The following is a 21035-nucleotide window of genomic DNA, read 5'->3' on the forward strand; positions in this document are numbered from 1 at the left end:
TTTGCGCCGCATGGTGCCGGCATGAGGAGCTGCGCGTCTCATGTGGCCTCATGCAACCCGGCCGGGATTGCTGTACGCTTCCGATTAGATATCCGCCGCTTCGCCTCTGTCAACGTCATCAGACAGGTGCGGGCAAAACCTTCGCGGGGCACGAGCGATACCAATGTGGCAAAATCTATCCTTGCGCGGGCGCATTAACCTCTTGCTGGCGCTGCTGCTGGCACTCGGGCTCGCCGTCAATATCGGCCGGCAGGTCGCGGAAGCCGGGCCGCGCGTACAGGCCGAGGACCAGAGCGTGATCCGCCTTGCCCGAGAGTTCATCGAGATGATCGTGGCGGATCTCAACGACGCGCCGGATCCGGACGCCCGGCTGAACCAGATCGCGCGCGATCTCAGCCGCCTGCGCCATGTCAGCATCACGCTTCGGGACGCCGGCGGCCATCCGCTTACGACGCCCCGGCTTGATCCCGACGCCGACACGCGTGCCCCGCCGGCCTGGTTCGTCGGCCTGGTTCATCCCGAGCAGACCGCAGTCAGCGTGCCCGTCTCGATCCAGGGCAAGCCCGGCTCACTCGTGATCACCTCGCATCCCGATGACGAGATCGCCGAGATCTGGGACGGCATCGTGACCCAGCTCGAGGTCGGCTCGGTGATCGCGCTCGCGCTGTTCTTCTTGATGATGAACGTGGTCGGCCGGGCGCTGGCACCGCTCCAGTCGCTGGCGGAGACAATGGGAAAACTCGAAGGCGGGAACTACGAGGCCCGTGTCGCGCCGGGCGGCGCGCCGGAACTCGCCGCGATCTGCACCAAGCTCAACCACCTTGCGGCGACACTTGGTGAGGCGGTCGAGGACAAGCGGCGCCTCGCCGAGCGCGCGGTGTCGCTTCAGGACATCGAGCGCAAGGAGATTGCGCGCGAGCTCCATGACGAGTTCGGGCCTTACTTGTTCTCGCTGCGCGCGCATGCCAGCGCGCTGGCGAAGCTGGCGGACGGACGCGACCCGAGCGCGGATGCCGTGCGAAAACATGGCAGCGCCATGCTGGAGCAGATCAATGCACTGCAGCAGTTCAACCGCCGCGTGCTGGAGCGCCTTCGACCCGTGGGCCTCGCCGAGCTCGGCCTGAGCAAGGCGCTCGAATCCCTGTCGCGGCTGTGGCGGGAGTCGCATCCCGACGTGGCGATCGAGACCTCGATCTCGCCGGCGCTCGGCGTCACCGGCGAGACCGCCGATCTCACCATTTATCGGATCGTGCAGGAGGCGCTCACCAATGTATTCCGCCACGCCGACGCGACCTCGGTCAATGTCGTCATCGAGCCGGTGGAGCAAATGGCGCGGGACGGCCGCGGCTGCGCCCGGGTGCGCGTCAGCGATAACGGGCGCGGCATGGAGCCGGGTCAGACGCTCGGTTTCGGCCTCGTCGGAATGCGGGAGCGGATTTTGGCGCTTGGCGGAACGCTCAACGTCGTCTCCGGCGAAGGCGGTTTGACCGTGGAAGCGCTGGTCCCGACGGCGGCGGCCTGATCTCGGAGGGGAAAAGTCACGCGTCAGTTCGAGCTATCGTCTCCGGCCGCAAGCTCGCGGGCACGGCGGAGCAGGTCGCTCGTGCGACGGATGCCAAGCTTGGCTTTTGCCTGCTTGATGAGCCGGGCGACGGCCCGAGCCGTGATATCCAGCTCTTCGGAGATCGCAGAATAGGACATTCCCTCGCCAAGCAGGGTGAGCGCTTCTCTTTCTCTGCGTGTCAGTATGGCGATTCCGCCGGAATCGACGTGGTCGGGCAAGGGCACGCCGCGCAGATTGATCCTCTCGTCGACATAGCGATGGCCGAGCCGAACCTGACGCACTGCCTTCGGCAGCTCATCCGGCGGAGAATCCTTCAGCAGATAGCCGATGGCTCCAGCCTTGATCGCGGAAGCGACGATATTGGCGTCCGCATGCATGCTGAAAACCAGGATGCGTGCGAGCGGCGCATCCGAGGAAATGCGGTGCAGCAGGTCGACGCCACCCAGAGCTTCTCCGGGGAAGGTCAGGTCGAGAATCACGACACCAGGCCGGTGCTCCAGGAATGCTTCATATCCGCTCGGCACGTCGCGGGCAGCGACGACGTCTTCGACATCGCCCAGCACGATGCGACAGGCCTCGGCAATGATGGGGTGGTCATCCACGACGAGGATCGGGCTCAATGGAACTCTCTGAAATGCGGGTTGCTTCAAGGCCTGACGACCATCGTGAGCGCCAGATGAGCAGCGGCAGGGCTTGCAGCAACCCTGCAGTCATTTCTTCGGTCGTATCGCGTCGGCAGTGCCCTGGATGAAAGCCTGAATCTTCACGACGTCGGCTTCCGTCAGCTTCCCTGTGAAGTCCGGCATGCCCCTGTCGCGGAACGGCCCCTTGAACACGATGTCCTTGAGGTTGGCGATCGTCTCTGCCGGCACGTAGCCGAGATTGCGGACATTGCCGCCCTTGTCGACGCCGGGAACACCATGGCAGGTCGCGCAAGCGGCGACGTAGAGTGCTGTCCCTTCCGGCACGTCCTTCGGATCGTATTTGACGCCCTGGAGCAGGCCTTCGGTCTGATACTTCACGAACTCTGGCAACGGGGCCTTGCCGTTGAGCGCAAACGTGTAGACGGTCCCGGGATTTTGCCGCTCGGTCGCCCGCTGCGCGATGCCATAGACTCCGCCCCAGCCGACGGCAATCGAGACATACTGCACGCCATCTAGCATGTAGGTCGAAGCCGCCGCGACGACGCCGGTGCCGGTCGGTGTTTCCCACAGCGTCTTGCCAGTCCTGGCGTCATAGGCGACGAAGCGTCCATCCGCGGTGCCCTGGAACACCAGGTTTCCGGCCGTGGTCAGCGTACCGCCGTTCCATGGCGAGGGATATTCGACACGCCAGGCTTCTTTCTGCTTGACCGGATCCCATGCGACGAGGCGTCCGAACGGAAGACTCTTGGGCGGCTCTCCGTTGAGCACGAAGCCGACATTCCAGCCGGTGGCGCCGCCGAATTTGCCCGGCGTTGCGGCATTCTGTTTGAAGTTCTTTTCCGGAATGAGGTTCAGCGGCACGTTCTGGGCCGGCAGATAAACCAGCCCGGTTTGCGGATTGAACGACATCGGATGCCAGTTGTGGGCGCCGTAGGGTCCGGGGATCGAGTCGTAGGCCGCATCGCCGCGCGCGGCCGGCACCTCGATCGGCCTGCCGTTGGCGTCGTAGCCGGTCGCCCAGTTCACATCGACGAAGTTTTTCGCCGAGATGAACTTGCCGTTGGTGCGGTCGATCACGAAGAAGAAGCCGTTCTTGGGCGCGTGCAGGATGACCTTGCGCGGCGCGCCGTCGATGTTGATGTCGGCCAAAATCATCGGCTGGGTCGAGGTATAGTCCCAGTGATCGCCGGGCGTCTCCTGATAGTGCCAGGCGTATTTGCCGGTGTCGGCGTTCAGTGCCACGATCGAGGCGAGGTAGAGATTATCGCCGCCGGCGGGGCTGCGGACGTTCCGGTTCCAGGGTGAGCCGTTGCCGGTGCCGATATAGACGAGATTGAGGTCCGGATCGAAGGTGATGGTGTCCCAGGGCGTGCCGCCGCCGCCGTTGATCCAATACTTGCCGGCGGGATCCCAGGTCTTGGCCGCCTTCTCCATGGATTCGTCCTCGAACGGCTTCGACGGATCGCCGGGCACCGTGAACCAGCGCCAGAGCTGGCTGCCGTTCTCGGCATCGTACGCGGTGACGTAGCCCCGCGCGCCATATTCTGCGCCGCCTTGCCCGATCACGACCTTGCCGTTGAAGACGCGCGGCGCGCCGGTGATGGTGTAGGAGTGCTCGCGGTCGATCAGTGTGTCCTTTTCCCAGACTTTCTTGCCGGTTGCCGCGTCGAGCGCGATCAGGCGGCCGTCATAGGCGGCCACGAACACCTTGCCCTTGTAGAGGGCGACACCACGGTTGACGACGTCGCAGCAGCCCTTGTAGCCGAGTTCGCGGTTGACTTGCGGATCGAAGGTCCAGATGCGCTTGCCGGTGCGCGCGTCGATGGCGTGCACGACGCTCCACGACGCCGTCTGGTACATGATGCCGTCGACGACGACCGGGGTCGCTTCCACCCCGCGCGAAGATTCGAGATTGTAGGTCCAGACCAGGCCGAGGCCTTTGACGTTGTCGGCCGTAATCTGATTGAGCTTCGAAAAGCGCGTCTCGGCATAGTCCAGGCCGATCGTCGGCCAGTTGGTGGATGTCGCGGTATTCGCCTTGATGTAGGCGCTGTCGATCGCGGAGATAGCGGCCTTGATGCCGTCAGGCGTCAAGCTCTTTGCGGAATCCTGCGCGTCTGCGGCGGGGATGTACGCGGCGAGGCCAAAACTCGTGACGAGCCCCATGACAAGACTGCTGCGGACTCGCCATACAAATGAACCTCGAACGGAAAAGCGATCCCGCAGCCTCATCGTTTCCTCCCGCATTTCTTTTCTTTTGCTTCCCGTAAAGGCACCCCGCCACGAGGGCGGGGTGTTAAGTCTACGGATGAATGACTCGCGACCTGGTCACGATGTCGAGCCAAGGATTGCACAGAGGTCCGTCGTCGGGTTGAGCATAAAGTCTCGCCGAAGCCGGGAATAGTTCCCGAGAGGGCTGGGGGCCGGTCGACAGCCGCCCGCGGCTGGATCGGGAAGAATTCCCGATTTAGTCGGGAATTCTTGCCGCGGAGCGGGCGGACCTTTTACGGCTGGTGCGCTCTGGCTTTTGGCCTGTACGTTTGCGTAACCGGCGCGGAACAAGATTGCCGGAAAATGTGGGTGGAGACGGCAGGGATGGGCGTTCGCGGTCTGATCGTACTTTCAATTTCCACGGGAATGGTCGTCGCAACCGACGCGGTCGCCGCGCAGGACGAGCAGACCAACATCCAGAACCTGCCACCGGTCGAGGTGTCCGCACCACCGTCGACAACGAGGCGTGCGGCGCCCGCGCGACCGGTCGCGCGCATAGGGGCGGCGGGGTCGGCCGCCCCGAGGACTCGGCTCTATGTCTACCCGACATCGCCAGGCACCGGCGGGGGTCTCGACGTCGACAAGGTCCCCTCGGCGATCAACGCGGTCGATGCGAGCCAGATCAAGCGCACCAACTCGCTGAACATTACCGATGCGTTGCGCGACAACATCCCCGGCGTCAACATCAGCGAAGTCACCGGCAATCCGTTCACGCCTGACGTCGAGTTCCGCGGCTTCGTCGCTTCTCCCGTGACGGGCACGCCGCAGGGCCTTGCCGTGTACCAGAACGGCGTCCGCATCAACGAAGCCTTCTCGGACGCCGTCAATTGGGACCTGATTCCCACCGCCGCGATCAGATCGGTGACGCTCGTCACCAACAACCCGGCCTTCGGCCTCAACGCGCTTGGCGGCGCGCTCAACCTGCAAATGAAGGATGGCTTCACCTATCAGGGCGCAGAGCTCGACGTCATGGGCGGCTCGTTCGGCCGCATCCAGGGGTCGGCGCAATGGGGCAAGCAGGTCGATCAGAATTACGCAGTCTACGCCGCGCTCGAAGGCCTGCGCGACAACGGTTTCCGCAATTTCTCCCAATCGACTGTTCGGCGCTTCTACGGCGATGTCGGTTACAGGGCTGGCGACAGCGAATTCCACGTCAACATGGGGGCCGCCAAAAACAATTTCGGCGCAAGCGCCACCGTCCCGGCCGAGCTGCTGGATAAATACTGGGGCGCAACCTACACGACGCCGCAAACGACGACCAACCGCGTCGGCTATCTCAACCTGACCGGAAAGGTCGATGCGACGCCGACCTGGACGCTCGAAGGCACCGCCCGTGTGCGCAGGTTCGAGCAGAACATCGTCGACGGCAATCCAACGGACGTGGAGGAGTGTGCTGCAGATCCGGCGCTGCTCTGCTTCGGCGACGACACCTCACCCGCCAACGGCGCGGGCGGCGGTCAGCTCGCCAACCCCTATGCGCCGGGAACGATCCTCGGCGCGATCGACCGGGGCTCGATCCGTTCGTCCACATTCGGCGTCTCGGGGCAAGCCACCAACACCGATCAACTGTTCGGCCATGACAACCGCTTCGTGATGGGCGCAACCTATGACGCCAGTGTCACGCGCTACAACGCCAGTTCCGAAATCGGCTCGATGGGAGAGAACTACGTCGTCAGCGGCAGTGGCGTTTTCCTGGGGCCGACTCCCGCGGCAGATCCCGTTGCCGGTCCCGTGTCGCTGCGGACCGTCAATCAGTATAATGGCCTCTACGCGATGGATACGTTCAACGTCACGGACGCGTTCGCCATCACGGGCGGCGGTCGCTTCAACGCGGCGCGGATCTCGCTGGAAGACCAGCTCGGGACTGCGTTGAACGGATATCACACGTTCACCCGTTTCAATCCGATCATTGGCGGCACTTACAAGATCACGCCGGAATTGACCGCCTATGCCGGCTATTCCGAGGCTAACCGCGTGCCGACACCGCTCGAGCTCGGCTGCGCGGATCCCGCCAGGCCCTGTCTCATCGCGGCCTTCCTGGTTGCGGATCCGCCGTTGAAGCAGGTCGTCTCCAAGACCGTGGAGGCCGGCTTCCGCGGCACCAAGGAACTGAACATCGGCACTCTGGGATGGAAGATCGGCGGCTTCCGCGCCACCAATCACGACGACATCATGGCGGTGCCGGTCGTTGGCCGGACCGGCTTCGGCTATTTCTCAAACGTCGGCCGAACACGGCGGCAGGGGCTCGAGGCCGAAGTCAACATCAAGTCGCCCACGCTTCAGTTCCAGGCGAGCTACGCCTTCGTCGATGCGCGTTTCCTCGATCCGCTCGAGCTCGGCTCGGAAAGCCCGTTCGCCGATGATGCCAGCGAGACCATCCAGGTGAGGCCCGGCAACCAGATTCCCGCGATTCCGCGCCACCGCGTCAAGGTCGGCGTCGATTACGCCGTGACCGACGTCTGGAAGGTCGGCGGCAACGCGCTGTTCGTCTCCAGCCAATACATCGTCGGCGACGAGTCGAACCAGTTCGCGAAGCTGCCGTCCTATACGGTGTTCAATCTCCACACCTCCTACCAGGTCGCGAAGAACATCCAGCTCTACGGCCGCGTCGACAACGTGTTCGACAAGCGTTACGTGACCTACGGCCAGTTCTTCGATCGCGACGCCTTGCCCAACTTCACCAATGGCGGCGCAGACTTCACCGACCCGCGCTCGCTGAGCCCGGCAAGGCCGCGAGCGTTCTATGCGGGCATGCGGGTGACGTTCTGAATGTGGCGCAGTTGGCGTACGGGTGTTTCAGGGGCCAGCTCTGTCTCCTCTTCCACGCGGGAGCCCTCTTAACTGATCGGAAACCATAGAAAATGATCTGAAAATTGTAACGAAACTGCTTGGCTGTTTCCGCGTCGGTTCGTCGGAGGGCCCGCCTGATGACAGAGCACCAATTGAGAGAGCAGGAATTTCAGATTGCGCGTTACAGACATCTGGAGCGGGAAGTGACGGATCCGCTCGCGGCGAGTCTGCTTCACAGCATTATCGAGGAGCTTGAAGCCGAGCTGCTCAGGGAGCGCGGCCGTCGTGTGCGGCCCGAGGAGACCGTGGGGCGCTCCTGACGATCTGCGCTTGGCCACCGAAGTGCCGAGCCTCGCCTGCTTGCTCCCGCGGGCGGCAGTCCGAAGAGCCGTTCATGTTCAAGGGTCGCTGTCCCTTCGAGCAAGAAGCCGTTGCCTGAAACGTCCTGCGTCGGGGCGTTGATGTCCCCCGGAATCGTACAGGCCATGCCGTTAACTGTTTCTTAGTCCCGTTCATGCGGATGATCCTCTCGGGACTACCAGGGGAGACTGCCCCCATGCTGAAGGACGGCACCTACACGGCGTGGTATAATACGCCGCTCGACCAGGGTACCGGGATCGTCCATGTCGCAGACGGCCAGATCTGGGGCCGTGACAGCCTCATGACGTATCGCGGCGCTTGCAAGGTTGATGGCGACCGCTTCACCGCGACCGTATCGACCAAGCGTCATACCGATGGGCGGGCAACGGTCTTCGGCGTTGAAGATGAGCTCACGCTGGACATCGAGGGACACTGCCCCGGCAAGATCGCGAGCTACACCGCAACGGCACAACAGGTGCCGGGAATGATCCTCCATGGCACGCTCATCCTGACGGAACAGCAGCCGCCGCGCGAGCGGGCCGAGCAGGTACCGGCGTTCAATCCCGGCAAGTTGCCAAAATTGCCGAAACGCCGGCGCTGAGCGCGGAAAATCGGCACGCCGGCTGGCCCGCATCCATATGCCGCGCCAAAGCCGCGCGACTCTGCATCCGGCTTTTCCCAAAGCTTGCTTCTCAAACCGCCCGCGACCCGCCATTGTACGACCGCATCGGCGCAGGAGCGGAGCATCGTCAATGTCGGACAAGGTCTCGCGTCGCCAGCTTGCGAAGATCGCTGGGCTGTCCGCAGCCGGGATGAGTGGCGCGCTCGGGGCGGTGGAAGCCAGGCCCGCACGGCCGCCGCGCGGTGGAAGCGGCTTTCCAGCGGGCTTTGTCTGGGGCACGGCGACGTCGTCCTACCAGGTGGAGGGCGCGGTCGACGAGGACGGGCGAGGGCCCTCGATCTGGGACAAGTTCGTGCGCATCCCCGGCAAGATCGAGGACGGCACCACGGGCGACCGCGCCAATGAGCACTATCACCGCTACAAGGAGGACATCGCGCTCATCAAGGAACTCGGCTGCAAGGCCTATCGCTTCTCGGTGGCCTGGCCGCGGCTGTTTCCGGACGGCGACGGCAAACCCAACCCGAAGGGGCTCGACTTCTACAATCGTCTCGTCGACGAGCTCCTTAGGAACGGCATCGAGCCGTGGCTGACGCTCTATCATTGGGACCTGCCCCAATCGCTCCAGGATCGTTTTGGCGGCTGGGCTTCGAAGGAAACCTGCAAGATATTTGGCGACTACGCGGCGTATGTCGCCGAGCGTCTGACCGATCGGGTCAAGAACGTGTTCACGTTGAACGAGAGCGGCCGCTTCGTCTATTTCGGTTACGGCATCGGCATCGATGCGCCGGGCCTGACGCTGCCGCAAGCGGATGTCAACCAGATCAGGCACAACAGCGCACTGGCGCACGGGCTCGCGGTGCAGGCGGTGCGGGCCCATGGCCGCCGCGGCACCCGGGTGGGGCCGGCCGAGAACATCGATGCCTGCCTGCCTGCGATCGACACCCCGGAAAACGTTCGCGCCGCGGAGATCGCGCTACGCGAGATGAATGCCGGCTATCTCAACGTCATCATGACGGGCAAGTATACCGACGCCTTCCTGAAGTACGCCGGTGCCGACGCGCCGAAATACACCGACGCCGAGCTGAAGATCATCTCCTCGCCGGTCGATTTCCTCGGCCTCAACATCTACGCGCCGCAGCACTATGTGGTGGCCTCCGACCAGGGCGCGGGCTTCATGCCGCTGCCGATCCCGAAATCGTTCCCGCACATGAATTCGGACTGGCTGCGCGTCGGGCCCGAGACGATCTACTGGGTGCCGAAGCTCGCGGCCAAGATCTGGAAGACGGATGCGATCTACATCAGCGAGAACGGCGCCTCCGGCGACGATGCGGTGACGCCGGACGGCAAGATATATGACACCGACCGCATCATGTATCTGCGCAACTACCTCGCCCAGCTCCAGCGCGCCACCAGCGAGGGCGTGCCGGTGCGCGGCTATTTCCTCTGGAGCCTGATGGACAATTTCGAGTGGGTGTATGGCCTCAACAAGCGTTTTGGGCTCTACCACGTCAATTTCGACACCCAGGTCCGCACGCCCAAGCTCAGCGCCAGCTTCTATCGCAACGTGATCGCGAAGAACGCGGCAGGGGCGTAGCGGTTTCCTTCGGCGCGCACCAGAGGCCGTCATGCCCGGGCTTGTCCCGGGCATCCACGTTCTTCGCGCGGCGCGGCAGGGCGTGGATGGCCGGGACAGGCCCGGCCATGACGTTGCGGAGACTTTCAGCGCAAACCGCGCAGCGAAAAATCGGGGTGCGAAGCGGTAAACGTCTCGCATTGACTCTCCTCTTCCCCTTATTAAAACCCTCCTCAACACCCATAAACGAGAGGACAACGCCAATGGCTGACGCGCTGATCATCGATGCCTGCCGGACCCCGCGAGGCATCGGCAAGGCCGGCAAGGGAGCGCTCTCGGGCATTCATCCGCAGCAACTGGGCGCAACCGTGCTGCGCGCGCTTGCCGACCGCACCGGCATCGATACGGCAGACGTCGACGATATCGTCTGGGGCTGCAGCGCGCAGGTCGCAACGCAAAGCGGCGATCTCGGCCGGATGTCGGCGCTCGATGCCGGCTACGACGTGCGCGCAAGCGCGGTGACGCTCGACCGCTTCTGCGGCTCCGGCATCACCAGCGTCAACATGGCGGCAAGCTCGATCATGGCCGGCGCCGAGGACCTCGTCATTGCCGGCGGCTGCGAGATGATGTCGATGGAGGGGCGCCGCGGCAGTGGCCCGATGATGATGGACAACGGCAATCTGCATCTGCGCGCGCTTCATCCGCAGTCGCATCAGGGCGTCTGCGCCGACGCCATCGCGACACTGGAAGGCATCACCCGAAGGGACGTCGACGCGCTCGGGCTGGAGAGCCAGAAGCGCGCTGCGCATGCGATTGCGAGCGGCCACTTCAAGAAGAGCCTCGTGCCCGTCCACCGCGAGGACGGCAGCCTCGCACTCGATCAAGAGGAATATCCGCGGCCGCAGACCACGATGGAGGGGCTGAGCAGTCTGAAGCCGGCGTTCCCCGCCATCGCCGACTACGCGCTCGACGACAAGGGCACGACCTATCGCGGCCTGATCCTGCAAGAATACCCCGATTTGAACATCGACTTCGTGCATCACGCCGGCAACTCCTCCGGCGTCGTCGACGGCGCCGCCGCGATCCTTCTCGCCTCGCCCGCTTACGCCAAGGCGCATGGCCTCAAGCCGCGCGCCCGCGTGGTCGCGATGGCCAACATGGGGGACTCGCCGACCTTGATGCTGAACGCGCCGGTGCCGGCGACGCGCAAGGTACTGGCGAAGGCGGGCCTCACCATCGACGACATCGACCTGTTCGAAATCAACGAGGCATTTGCTGTGGTGGCGGAAAAATATATCCGCGACCTCGAGCTCGACCGCGCCAAGGTCAACGTCAATGGCGGCTCGATCGCGCTCGGCCATCCCATCGGGGCCACCGGCTCGATCCTGATCGGAACGGTGCTCGACGAGCTCGAACGGCGCGACCTCAAGCGTGGTCTCGTCACCATGTGCGCCGCCGGCGGGATGGCGCCCGCCATCATCATCGAGCGCGTCTAGCCGATCGCCCCTTACTTTCTCCCTGTTTTTGCGGGGCGTAAGACAGGCGACGTGTGATCCGACCCTTATTTTTCAGGGTGAAACACGACCGGCCTTTCACAAAGAGGCCGGTCTTCGCTTGTCGAAAGCGGCGAATCAGTTCTAGCAAGATGTCGTGCGGGCCTTTGAAACAAGGCAAAATCCGCTGCTCAAGGCTCCTTCCGCACTGGAAGTGGCTAAAATGCAGGGTTTTTTGCCACAGAGGGCCAAAAAAGCCCGTAAAATCGCGACAAAACTGTGCAGAAGGCTATAGGCCTTCGCCGGTTGGTCTAATATGCAGCCGTCACGAATCAGAGGAGACACGATGGCAACCCAAATGTCCAAATCGCAGTTGATCGAAAAGATTGCGACCGCCACAGAGCTTTCCAAGCGCGACGTCAAGAACGTCATGGAGACGCTGACCGACGTCGGTCACAAGGAGCTCAAGAAGAACGGCCTGTTCCTGGTGCCGGGCTTCGCCAAGTTCGTGGTCATCAAGAAGCCCGCGACCAAGGCGCGCAAGGGCACCAACCCGTTCACGGGCGAAGAGATGATGTTCAAGGCCAAGCCGGCCCGCAAGATCGTGCGCGCCCGCCCGGTCAAGGCGGCCAAGGACGCCGTGGGCTAATGACGCAAAGGCCCCCTCGGGTGAGAGGGGGCCTTTTGTTTGGGGCAGCCGCGAGGGCCTGAGACGGAGGGCTCAACCCTTGCGGCGCTTCACCCGGACCGGAATCGGCTGAAGCCGCGGCTCAGGCGCCGCAAGCGTGTCGCGAACCCGGTCGATCGCGCGATCGAGCAATTGCCGCAGCTTCTGCGTCTTCCGCGATCCCTTCGCCCTTTCCAGCAGTTTCTTCATCGCATCACTCCGCCGCTTCGACCTTGGCTTCCACCGGTTCGAGCGCCGCGGCGATAGCCTCGTCAACGCGCTCCAGCCAGATGAATTCGAGGTTGTCGCGCGCGCTCTTCGGGATGTCGTCGTAGTCCCGCTTGTTGCGCGCCGGCAGCATCACCCGTTTCAATCCGGCAGCGGCCGCAGCCACCACCTTCTCCTTGATGCCGCCGACCGGCAGCACCAGGCCGCGCAGCGATATCTCGCCGGTCATCGCCGTGTCGCTGCGCACCGTGCGATTGGTGAGCAGGGACGTCAGCGCCGTGAACATCGCGACGCCCGCGCTCGGTCCGTCCTTCGGGGTTGCGCCCGCCGGGACGTGAACGTGAATGTCGCTCTTCTCGAACAGCTGGGGATCGATGCCGAGCTGGGAGGCCCGGCTCTTCACCAGCGTCATCGCAGCCTGCACGCTCTCGCGCATGACGTCGCCGAGCTGGCCCGTCAGGATCATCCCGCCCTTGCCGGGCACGCGCGAGGCCTCGATGAACAGGATGTCGCCTCCGACCGGCGTCCAGGCAAGGCCGGTGGCCACGCCCGGAATGCTGGTGCGCTGTGCGATCTCGCCTTCGAAGCGTGGCTGGCCGAGCACAACGGCGATGTCCTTCGGCGTGACGACGACTTTCGCGGCCGTGCCTTCGGCGACCTGCACCGCGGCATGCCGGAACACCTTGCCGATCTCGCGCTCGAGATTCCGCACGCCGGCCTCGCGGGTGTATCCCTTGACGATCAGCTTCAGCGCCTCCGGCTCGATCTCGGCCTGCTCGGCCGAGAGGCCATTGGCCTCGAGCTGCCGCCGCACCAGATAGCGCCGCGCGATCTCCAGCTTCTCGTCCTCGGTGTAGCCGGCGAGGCTGATCAGCTCCATGCGGTCCAGCAGGGGGCCCGGGATCTGGTCCAGCATGTTGGCGGTCGCGATGAACACCACGCGCGACAGGTCGAAGGGAACGCCCAGGTAATTGTCCCGGAACGTCCCGTTCTGCTCGGGGTCGAGCACCTCCAGCATGGCGGCAGAGGGATCGCCCTGCACGCCACGGCCCATCTTGTCGATCTCGTCCAGCATCATGACGCAGTTTCTCGCGCCGGCCTTCTTGATGCCCTGGATGATGTTGCCGGGCAGCGCGCCGATATAGGTGCGCCGGTGTCCACGGATCTCGGCCTCGTCATGCACGCCGCCCAGGCTGACGCGCACGAAGGGACGATTCATCGCCCGGGCGATGGATTGGCCGAGCGAGGTCTTGCCCACGCCGGGCGGGCCGACGAAGCACAGGATCGGAGCCTTGCCCTGCGGGGCGAGCTTGCGCACCGCCAGATATTCGATGATCCGGCTCTTGATCTTCTCCAGGCCGAAATGGTCGGCATCCAGGATGCTGCGCGCCTCCTTGATGTCGATCGGCTTCTCCTCGGGCAGCGCCCAGGGCAGCTCGATCAGCCAGTCGAGATAGGTGCGGACCATGCCGGCTTCGCCGGCGGCTTCCGGCATGCGCTCGTAGCGGCGCAGCTCCTTCTTGGCATGCGCCTCCGCCTCCGGGGGCATGTTGGCCTTGGCGATCGCCGCCGTCAGCTCGGTGACCTCGGCCGCCTTGCCGTCGCCTTCGCCGAGCTGGCGCTGGATGGTCGCCATCTGCTCGCGCAGGATCGCCTCGCGCTGCCGCTCGTCGAAAGAGGCCTTGGTCTGCTGGCCGATCTCCTTGCTGATGCGCAGCACCTCGAGCCGCTCGGCCAGGTGCTTCGACACCTTCTCCACGCGGAGAGCGAGGTCGATGGTTTCCAGCACCTCCTGCTTGTCCTGCGGCTTGATGTCCATGAACGAGGTCGCCAGATCCGCCAGCGCGCCGGGCGCGCTGGTGCCCTGGAACATCGCCGCCAGCTCGGGCGGTGCCTGCGGCAGCAGCTCGATCGCCTCGATCGCCTGGCGCTGCAGGTTCAATGCCCGCGCCTCGATCTCCGGCGAGGTCGTGGTCGGCTCGGGGATCTGCTGGATGCGCGCAGCCGGGAACGGCGTCCCCGGCAGGAAGTCGAGGATGCGCGCGCGCTGCACGCCCTGGCAGACGATGTGGTGGGTGCCGTCGGGCGCGGTGATGTAGCGCACGATGTTGGCGATGGTCGCGACCCTGTAGAGATCGTCCGGCCCGGGCTCCTCGGTCTCGGGGCTGCGTTGCAGGACGATGCCGATCGGCCGCTGTTCGCGCAGCGCCTGCTGAGCGGCGGCGATGGACTTCGCCCGGCCGATCGTGATCGGCGCGATGGCGCCGGGAAACAGCACCATCTCGCGCACGGGGATGATGATCAGCGCGTCCTCTGGGATCTTCACGTCGTTATTGGTCTGTTCGTTGTTCATCTGTTCGGTGGCCATGATCGACCTCAGGATTTGGCAAGGCGCAGTGCGACGCAGCCGTCCATCACGAAGCGGCTGATCGCGTAGCGGCCAATTGGGAGCGCGATGCGCCGCTCGAAGCGGCCCTGCGGCAGCTCGAGCCGATGGATGCGGGCGTTTCGAAGCTCCGGCGGGAGGGTGCGCTGACCGGAGATGATGAGGACGCCGTCTTGGATGACCGTCTCGACATTGTCCGGATTGACGCCGGGAAGCGCCACCAGGATCAGAAGCTCCCGCTCGGTTTCGAGCACGTCGATCGGCGGCTCCCAGCAGGCTTCCTGGCGGCCGAACTGCTGGCGCAGCCGATCGGCGCGGGTCAGCGAGTCCAAGGCTTCGGACAGCATCCAGTCGAGGGGATTTTTGGGTTGCATGATGCGGGCTCGGGGGATGGGAAAGCCTGCATATGGGGCTGGTTCCCGGGAAGTCCAGTGCGGTGGCGCCGGTGTGCCATGCGCCGTCGTGCCACCAAGCAAGAAGATGCCGAACAAGAAAAACGCCGCGGCACGAGCCGCGGCGTTCTGTCATTGGCTGGCGCGGGTCAGGCCGCGGCGCGGTACTCTTCTTCCGCTTCGAGGTTGATCACGGAGGTGGCGAGCTCCGTCAGCGCGTGATCGGTCGCCTCTTCCTCGTCCAGCGTCTCCTGGAGCAGCCTTGCTGCGTCCTGCATGCCGAGCTCCTCGGCCCAGGTGCGGAGCGTGCCGTAGCGGGAGATTTCGTAATGCTCGACAGCCTGGGCGGCCGCGAGCAGTCCCGCATCGAGCGCCGGCGCGCCCTTGAAGTCCTTCATGATCTCGGCGCCCTCGTCGGTGATGCCGTTGATGGCCTCGCAGGGTTTGCCGCGCGCGGGCTTGCCCAGCATCTTGAAGATCTGGTCCAGCCGCTTGACCTGGCCCTGGGTCTCGCGCAGGTGCTTGTTGAAGGCGGCGACAAGCTCTTTCGACTGTGCTGCCTTCGCCATCTTGGGTAAGGTCTTGATGATCTTGTTCTCGGCGAAATAGATGTCCTTCAGCGTCTCCAGAAACAGGTCGCTGAGCATCTTCGGGGCCCGACGCGGTCGCCGCGCCGCTGTCTTCTTGGTCGCGCGCTTCTTTGCTCGTTTAGCCATACGTCCTCCTCTTGAGGTGACACGGGAAGGCGTCGCCTTCCTCAATCCTCGGGCGATCAAAACCCTCGGAGAACGAAAGTTCCAAACTGCAACCGGCGTTCGCGGGTGTCGCTCAGGTCGGGCGCTTGTACGGGTCTTCCTGGCGCTGTCGCTCTTCGGTCGCGCGATCGAGGCGTGCCCGCTCGCTGCGGCGCAGGTGGCCGGCCTTCATCACGCCGTAAACGAGGACCCCGCCGAGCACGAACGCGCCGATGAACCAGAGCCAAAGCATCTGAGCCGAGGCGTGGCCCAGGAGCATGCTAACTCCGCTGTCGCTCATGATTGGTCTCCACCGATCTCCATTGCGGTCATGCTGAGCTAAGTCGGCTGTCCAAACCTCGTTCCATCCGGCCGCCTCCTTGCTGCCTCAGACCGGATCCGCCAGCGGTGCCGGACCGGCGCGCCCTTCGGCTCACGAGCCGCGGAAACTTTCGAGCTGAAGATGTGCCGAAGCGCCGCGCTTGGGGATCGACTTGAGATGCCGGATATCGTCTTCGATGCCCAGGCGCGACACGCCCGACGGGGCCGAGCGAAAGATCGCGCTGCGCGCGCCGCTGATCGCCGCCTCGATCCCGGTGGTGATCGCGCGCTGTCTCCGGCATGCTGCTCGCCGTCCATTCCGTGCAGTTCGTGATCGGCGGGATTGCGACCGTCCGGGCCAGCCTGCCATAGGGCTGCGACAATCTGTTGATTTGCTGATGTTTGGCAGGAGTGACGCCAGGACCAGACCGGATCCGGAACTCTTTTACTTGCACCGCCATATTGCTTTGACGTACTCCGGGCTAACAAGCCCCTCGTCAGGAAATCGAAATGTCGATGACAGCGGACGAACTCGCCAAGAGACGAGCGATCATCGACGCCTGTCGGCGCATGAACGCGCTTGGCATCAACCAGGGCACCTCGGGCAACATCAGCGTCCGGCATGTGGACGGACTCCTGGTCACCCCGACCAGCGTGCCCTATGACGCCATGACACCCGACCAGATCGTCTTCATGGCGATGGACGGTGCGCATGCCCCCGACCAGAAGCCGTCCAGCGAGTGGCGCTTCCATCGCGACATCCTGAGGTCGCGGCCCGACGTCGACGCCGTCGTGCACGCCCATCCGACCTACTGCACCATCCTGGCGATCATGGGCATGGAGATTCCGCCGGTGCACTACATGATCGCGGCTGCCGGCGGGGACAGCATCCGCTGCGCGCCCTATGCGACGTTCGGAACGGCGGAGCTGTCGGAGCATGCGGTGCGGGCGCTGGAGGGCCGTCTCGCCTGCCTGCTTGACCACCACGGCATGATTGCGGTCGGCAAGACGCTGGACAAGGCGATGTGGCTGGCCGTCGAGGTCGAGACGTTGGCGCGGCAATATCACGGCTGCCTCCAGATCGGACGGCCGCCGTTGCTTCCGAGCGACGAGATCGAACGGGTCCGCCAGCGCATGGCCGGCTACGGCCTGTCGGAAGGGTAGGGGCGGGCAGAGGGTGTTCGTGCGGATCAGGCATCTCCTCGATCGCAAGGGGACGAACCGCACCATGGTTCGGCTGCGTGCCCTGCTGCGCAGCAACGAGTTCTACCTGATCCCGCTCGCGCTGGTGATCGGCACGCTCGTGGGCTCGGTCGTGACGCTGATGGCCGAGATCGCCCAGATCGCGCATGTGGTGATCTACGGAATTCCCATTGATGTTCACCTGTCGGCTCACGCCAGCGTCAGTCCGTGGGCGGCACTGATCGCGCCTGCACTCGGTGGGCTGTCGCTCGGAATCATGGAATGGTCGCGGCGGCGCATGAAGATCTCGAACGCGGTCGACCCGATCGAGGCGAACGCGCTGCGCGGCGGCAATCTGTCGATGCGTGATAGCGTGGTGGTCGCGGGTCAGACTCTGATCTCGAATGGCTGCGGCGCCTCCGTCGGCCTCGAGGCGGGCTACACGCAGATCGGTTCGGGCCTCGCCTCGCTGATCGGCAAGTTCTTCAATCTCCGCCGCAACGATCTGCGCCTGATGGTCGGTTGCGGCGCTGCCGCCGCGATCGCGGCGGCGTTCGGCGCGCCGATCACGGGCGCCTTCTACGCCTGCGAGTTGATCGTCGGGGTCTATGCAGTCGGCAGTGCTGCTCCGATCCTGGCGGCCTCGCTCGCAGGCGCCCTGACCGCGCAATGGCTCGGCGGCGCGCCGTATTCGCTCGAGATACCCAAGGTCAGCGCCGTCGGCGTCGAGCAATATCTGGCACTCATCGGGCTCGCTCTCATCACCAGCGGCGTCGGCATCGCCGTGATGCGATCCTCGCCGATGTTCGAGCGCTTGTTCGCCTGGTTGCCGGTCTGGCTGCGCCCGGTGTTCGGCGGCCTGATCGTCGGCGGTTTTGCGATTGTCACGCCGCAGGTGCTGGCGGCCGGCCATGGCGCCATGGTGCTCGATCTCTTTCACGACATGACGATCGGCCTGATCGCGCTGATCATCGCGTTGAAGGTAACCGCCTGCCTGATCTCGCTGGCCTCGGGTTTCCGCGGCGGCCTGTTCTTCGCCTCGCTGTTCGTCGGCAGCCTGATCGGAAAGTTCTTTGCCGCAGTGCTGCTCCTGATCAGCCCGAACTTCGCGATCGATCCGCTGGTGGCGATGCTGACGGGCATGGCGACGCTCGGCGTCGCCATCGTCGGCGGTCCCCTCACGATGTCGTTCCTCGTGCTCGAGATGACCCGCAATGTCGACGTCACCGCCGTCGTTCTGGCCGGCTGCATCGTCACCTCGATCTGCGTCCGGTTCATGTTCGGCCATTCCTTCTCGACCTGGCGCCTGCATCTGCGCGGAGAGACCATCCGCAGCGCCAACGACGTCGGCTGGCTGCGCAACCTCACGGTCGAACGGCTGATGCGTTCCGATGTCGGCAAGGTGCCATCGACCACGACGATCGCGGCGACGCGGCGCGAATTCCCGCTGGGCTCGCGGCCGGGTATCGTCATCGTCAACAATGCCGACGAGTATGTCGGTCTCGTCATGCTGCCCGACCTGTTCTCCAACGATCTCGACACCATTGCCGACGACATCCAGGTGGTCGAGCTTGCCCGCCTGACCGAAATCGTGCTGATCCCGGAAATGAACGTGAAGTCGGCGATGGCGGTGTTCGACGAGGCGGAGGCCGAGATGCTGGCGGTGGTCGATTCCACCGACAGCCGCAAGGTGGTCGGCTTCCTCACCGAGACCTTCGCGCGCCGCCGCTATGTCGAGGAGATCGACAAGGCGACGCGCGGCGTGCTTGGGGCGTTGTCTTAGGCCGGCTATCGGCCGGGTGGGGCTGCAACGAGGCAGGCCACGATCCGGCGGACCAGCGGCAGCACCACGAGCAGCGTCGGAAAGGCGACGAGCCAGGACAGCGCCCAGGCGCCGGGCCAGGTCGCCAGGAACGCCGGTGTTGCGCCGAGGCTCCGCAGCGTCGAAATGACCGACACCACGGCCGTCATGAGGATGGACAGCACGAATGGCATCACGATCGGCGCATAGCGCGCCGGCAGTTTGCGAACCGCAATCATCTGATCTCTTTCGAGGAAAAGGACGCGTCGATCACGTTGAACCCTGGAAAATGGCATCGATCCCGACGGCGTCGGTTGATGCGTTGGTTCACGTGAAACGCTTACGGCGACCGAAAACGGCGCGGCTGTTCATTAACCGCTCAGGTTGGATGGTTCAAGCTGCAGCCGATCGTGCGGTTTACAATCGTTCAAAGCGTGGCAGATCGCCGCGATCACGAAACCATTTCAGTGGTTTGCACATTGGACATCGTTTGCTTATGTCTCTTTGGGCGAGAAGAGAGGAAGGTCGAAAATGAATATTGGACCCACGAATTCCGCAGCCGGCCGCAACACGGTCTGGGCCGCGTTCGCAAGCCTCGCCCTGATTTTGGCCTCCGCAGCTCCGTCCGCGGCGGCCTCGGCCGGGACACCCCCGGCCAAGGCGGCCGTCGCGGGCCAGGCCGCGTCCGAGGTCACTGATTTCAGTGCAGCGCGGCGTCGCTACTATCATCGACGCGGGTCGAACGCCGCAGGTCTCGCCTTCATGGGCATGGCGGCAGGTCTGATCGGAGGCGCGATCGCCGAGAGCCGCCGCCGCGAGTACTATGAGAACCGCTATTATTATGGCGCGCGTCCTTACTATGGCGGCCAGGGCTACTACGGCGGTCCGGGTTACCACGGCGGCAGTCCCTATTATTACGATCCGGGCTATCGTTACGCGCCATATTGAGCGATCCAGCTGACGGATAGAGTTGCCGGAAGAGGGTGGCGCTTCGTGCCACCCTCTTTGATGCGTCGGTACCCTTGTAGCCCGGGTGAGCGCAGCGATACCCGGGAAGTCGCGCGCAGAGATCCCGGATGTCGCTTCGCTCATCCGGGCTGCGGGACCGGACTGTGTCGCCCTCTGTCAATCCTATCGCGTGAAAATATTCCACTTTACCGAAATTCGGTTTTGCCGTATGTATCGCCCATCCCGGCTCATCCTTGAGGGGCGATCGTGTGGTCGTCATGTTCGCGAGCCGGGCTTGCGGTGGACGCGGCAGCGTCGTGCGCGAGAGGTGAAGGGCCGGGCGGATTGCTCTCCGTGAGCCCGAAACTGCGTGCGGACGAGCGGCGCTGTCAGGTTCGTCGTGCCAGTATTTCGGCGGAAAGGTGCACAACGCCGTCGAACCCTGTTGGCGCCAACGAGCCGCGCGTACGGCAAAACCGTGTGGTCCTGGCCGTCGTTGCTACGGTCAAGCCCTGGCGGATGCGGCATTCGCGTCGACCGGCGCGGTGCCGGTGACTTTCGCCGGGTGAGGGAGGCCAGAAGGAATTCGGCTCCCGGGAGAGCGCGGCATAAGCCGTCCGACCATCGCGCAGGGAAGGCCGTGTGTTGGGCTTCACCTGTATGCCGCTGTGCAGTTTTTCTGCGCGTGCCTTCGCACAGCGGACCGTGGGTGCCGCCGGCACCCGGCCTTCCCTGCGCCCTCTCGTCCGGAGAGGGTGGAGAGACGAAGCAGAGCTCGGGCGAGATGAGCCGCGAGAACGCGAATTCATGTCTGCGTTTGAGATTGAGGTTGGAGAGCGATGCCTCCGCCTCTCGCTCCATCATTTGAGGAGCCCTTGCGACGAAAGCAATCCAGACTGTCCCCGCCGAAGGATTTCCGGATTGCTTCCGCCTTCGCGAAAGATTCGGGGGACGCAGGGCTCGCAATGACGAGCCACCAGAAGTTGCCCGAGCGCGGCAGAATATTCGGCATTCGTGCGCGCGGCGCCGATGGACTTGCCTGCCGCAATCCGCTTCAAT

18 protein-coding genes are annotated in these 21035 nt (G+C 64.3%); 10 read left to right on the forward strand and 8 right to left on the reverse strand.

Annotated features, from left to right (window positions below):
- The first annotated feature begins 163 nt into the window (after positions 1-163).
- The gene (locus ACYCVF_RS03695; RefSeq protein WP_459597183.1) at positions 164-1522 is read left to right on the forward strand and encodes a histidine kinase; all 1359 of its coding nucleotides are present in this window, start codon (positions 164-166) and stop codon (positions 1520-1522) included.
- A 23-nt stretch (positions 1523-1545) separates the two neighbouring features.
- Here the strand turns inward: ACYCVF_RS03695 and ACYCVF_RS03700 are convergent, their stop codons facing one another.
- Both ACYCVF_RS03700 and ACYCVF_RS03705 read right to left on the reverse strand, forming a co-directional pair.
- Positions 1546-2184, reverse strand: coding sequence for a response regulator transcription factor (locus ACYCVF_RS03700; protein WP_459597184.1), 639 nt, complete (start codon positions 2182-2184; stop codon positions 1546-1548).
- A 90-nt stretch (positions 2185-2274) separates the two neighbouring features.
- Positions 2275-4374 carry a PQQ-dependent dehydrogenase, methanol/ethanol family gene (locus ACYCVF_RS03705; RefSeq protein ID WP_459597185.1) on the reverse strand — a complete coding sequence of 700 codons (2100 nt, stop codon included), beginning with the start codon at positions 4372-4374 and terminating at the stop codon, positions 2275-2277.
- 429 nt (positions 4375-4803) lie between these two features.
- Between ACYCVF_RS03705 and ACYCVF_RS03710 the strand changes: the two genes are divergently transcribed.
- The 6 genes from ACYCVF_RS03710 to ACYCVF_RS03735 all read left to right on the forward strand — a co-directional run bounded on the left by ACYCVF_RS03710 (position 4804) and on the right by ACYCVF_RS03735 (position 11966).
- Positions 4804-7248: a TonB-dependent receptor gene (locus tag ACYCVF_RS03710; RefSeq protein WP_459597186.1), complete on the forward strand. Its 2445-nt coding sequence runs from the start codon at positions 4804-4806 to the stop codon at positions 7246-7248.
- 158 nt (positions 7249-7406) lie between these two features.
- Positions 7407-7589, forward strand: a complete 183-nt coding sequence (locus ACYCVF_RS03715; RefSeq protein ID WP_459597187.1) for a hypothetical protein — start codon at positions 7407-7409, stop codon at positions 7587-7589.
- Between the two features lie 236 nt (positions 7590-7825).
- Positions 7826-8230: a hypothetical protein gene (locus ACYCVF_RS03720; protein ID WP_459597188.1), complete on the forward strand. Its 405-nt coding sequence runs from the start codon at positions 7826-7828 to the stop codon at positions 8228-8230.
- Positions 8231-8381: 151 nt separating this feature from the next.
- Positions 8382-9845 carry a GH1 family beta-glucosidase gene (locus ACYCVF_RS03725; protein WP_459597189.1) on the forward strand — a complete coding sequence of 488 codons (1464 nt, stop codon included), beginning with the start codon at positions 8382-8384 and terminating at the stop codon, positions 9843-9845.
- A 242-nt stretch (positions 9846-10087) separates the two neighbouring features.
- Entirely contained in the window at positions 10088-11320 is a 1233-nt protein-coding gene (locus ACYCVF_RS03730) for an acetyl-CoA C-acetyltransferase (protein WP_459597190.1), read from the forward strand.
- A gap of 343 nt (positions 11321-11663) precedes the next feature.
- Entirely contained in the window at positions 11664-11966 is a 303-nt protein-coding gene (locus ACYCVF_RS03735; RefSeq protein ID WP_025037698.1) for an HU family DNA-binding protein, read from the forward strand.
- Positions 11967-12038: 72 nt separating this feature from the next.
- Here ACYCVF_RS03735 and ACYCVF_RS03740 read toward each other — a convergent pair whose 3' ends face one another.
- The 5 genes from ACYCVF_RS03740 to ACYCVF_RS03760 form a co-directional block, all read right to left on the reverse strand.
- Positions 12039-12194, reverse strand: coding sequence for a hypothetical protein (locus ACYCVF_RS03740; RefSeq protein WP_459597191.1), 156 nt, complete (start codon positions 12192-12194; stop codon positions 12039-12041).
- Between the two features lie 4 nt (positions 12195-12198).
- Entirely contained in the window at positions 12199-14580 is a 2382-nt protein-coding gene (gene lon / locus ACYCVF_RS03745; protein WP_459597192.1) for an endopeptidase La, read from the reverse strand.
- 8 nt (positions 14581-14588) lie between these two features.
- The gene (locus ACYCVF_RS03750) at positions 14589-14972 is read right to left on the reverse strand and encodes an Hsp20/alpha crystallin family protein (RefSeq protein WP_459597989.1); all 384 of its coding nucleotides are present in this window, start codon (positions 14970-14972) and stop codon (positions 14589-14591) included.
- 167 nt (positions 14973-15139) lie between these two features.
- Positions 15140-15706, reverse strand: coding sequence for a YciE/YciF ferroxidase family protein (locus ACYCVF_RS03755; protein ID WP_459597193.1), 567 nt, complete (start codon positions 15704-15706; stop codon positions 15140-15142).
- A gap of 112 nt (positions 15707-15818) precedes the next feature.
- A complete protein-coding gene (locus ACYCVF_RS03760; RefSeq protein ID WP_024342523.1) occupies positions 15819-16025 on the reverse strand; it encodes a LapA family protein in 207 nt (68 codons plus the stop codon).
- Between the two features lie 530 nt (positions 16026-16555).
- Here ACYCVF_RS03760 and ACYCVF_RS03765 point away from each other — a divergent pair.
- Both ACYCVF_RS03765 and ACYCVF_RS03770 read left to right on the forward strand, forming a co-directional pair.
- Entirely contained in the window at positions 16556-17209 is a 654-nt protein-coding gene (locus ACYCVF_RS03765) for an L-fuculose-phosphate aldolase (RefSeq protein ID WP_459597194.1), read from the forward strand.
- A gap of 13 nt (positions 17210-17222) precedes the next feature.
- Positions 17223-19010 carry a chloride channel protein gene (locus tag ACYCVF_RS03770; RefSeq protein WP_459597195.1) on the forward strand — a complete coding sequence of 596 codons (1788 nt, stop codon included), beginning with the start codon at positions 17223-17225 and terminating at the stop codon, positions 19008-19010.
- A 5-nt stretch (positions 19011-19015) separates the two neighbouring features.
- Here ACYCVF_RS03770 and ACYCVF_RS03775 read toward each other — a convergent pair whose 3' ends face one another.
- On the reverse strand, positions 19016-19267 hold the full coding sequence (locus ACYCVF_RS03775; protein ID WP_459597196.1) for a DUF2798 domain-containing protein: 252 nt from the start codon (positions 19265-19267) through the stop codon (positions 19016-19018).
- Positions 19268-19559: 292 nt separating this feature from the next.
- Between ACYCVF_RS03775 and ACYCVF_RS03780 the strand changes: the two genes are divergently transcribed.
- Complete coding sequence (locus ACYCVF_RS03780; protein ID WP_459597197.1) at positions 19560-19976, forward strand: hypothetical protein; 417 nt, start codon at positions 19560-19562, stop codon at positions 19974-19976.
- Positions 19977-21035: the final 1059 nt, after the last annotated feature.

This window comes from Bradyrhizobium cedriense (assembly GCF_054602315.1).

Coding starts and splice junctions, on each gene's coding strand:
- ACYCVF_RS03735 (WP_025037698.1), top strand. CDS start 11,664: ATGGCAACCCAAATGTCCAAATCGCAGTTGATCGAAAAGATTGCGACC.
- ACYCVF_RS03750 (WP_459597989.1), bottom strand. CDS start 14,972: ATGCAACCCAAAAATCCCCTCGACTGGATGCTGTCCGAAGCCTTGGAC.
- ACYCVF_RS03720 (WP_459597188.1), top strand. CDS start 7,826: ATGCTGAAGGACGGCACCTACACGGCGTGGTATAATACGCCGCTCGAC.
- ACYCVF_RS03705 (WP_459597185.1), bottom strand. CDS start 4,374: ATGGGGCTCGTCACGAGTTTTGGCCTCGCCGCGTACATCCCCGCCGCA.
- ACYCVF_RS03730 (WP_459597190.1), top strand. CDS start 10,088: ATGGCTGACGCGCTGATCATCGATGCCTGCCGGACCCCGCGAGGCATC.
- ACYCVF_RS03740 (WP_459597191.1), bottom strand. CDS start 12,194: ATGAAGAAACTGCTGGAAAGGGCGAAGGGATCGCGGAAGACGCAGAAG.
- ACYCVF_RS03755 (WP_459597193.1), bottom strand. CDS start 15,706: ATGGCTAAACGAGCAAAGAAGCGCGCGACCAAGAAGACAGCGGCGCGG.
- ACYCVF_RS03715 (WP_459597187.1), top strand. CDS start 7,407: ATGACAGAGCACCAATTGAGAGAGCAGGAATTTCAGATTGCGCGTTAC.
- ACYCVF_RS03775 (WP_459597196.1), bottom strand. CDS start 19,267: ATGATTGCGGTTCGCAAACTGCCGGCGCGCTATGCGCCGATCGTGATG.
- ACYCVF_RS03710 (WP_459597186.1), top strand. CDS start 4,804: ATGGGCGTTCGCGGTCTGATCGTACTTTCAATTTCCACGGGAATGGTC.
- ACYCVF_RS03780 (WP_459597197.1), top strand. CDS start 19,560: ATGAATATTGGACCCACGAATTCCGCAGCCGGCCGCAACACGGTCTGG.
- ACYCVF_RS03695 (WP_459597183.1), top strand. CDS start 164: ATGTGGCAAAATCTATCCTTGCGCGGGCGCATTAACCTCTTGCTGGCG.
- ACYCVF_RS03760 (WP_024342523.1), bottom strand. CDS start 16,025: ATGAGCGACAGCGGAGTTAGCATGCTCCTGGGCCACGCCTCGGCTCAG.
- lon (WP_459597192.1), bottom strand. CDS start 14,580: ATGGCCACCGAACAGATGAACAACGAACAGACCAATAACGACGTGAAG.
- ACYCVF_RS03725 (WP_459597189.1), top strand. CDS start 8,382: ATGTCGGACAAGGTCTCGCGTCGCCAGCTTGCGAAGATCGCTGGGCTG.
- ACYCVF_RS03765 (WP_459597194.1), top strand. CDS start 16,556: ATGTCGATGACAGCGGACGAACTCGCCAAGAGACGAGCGATCATCGAC.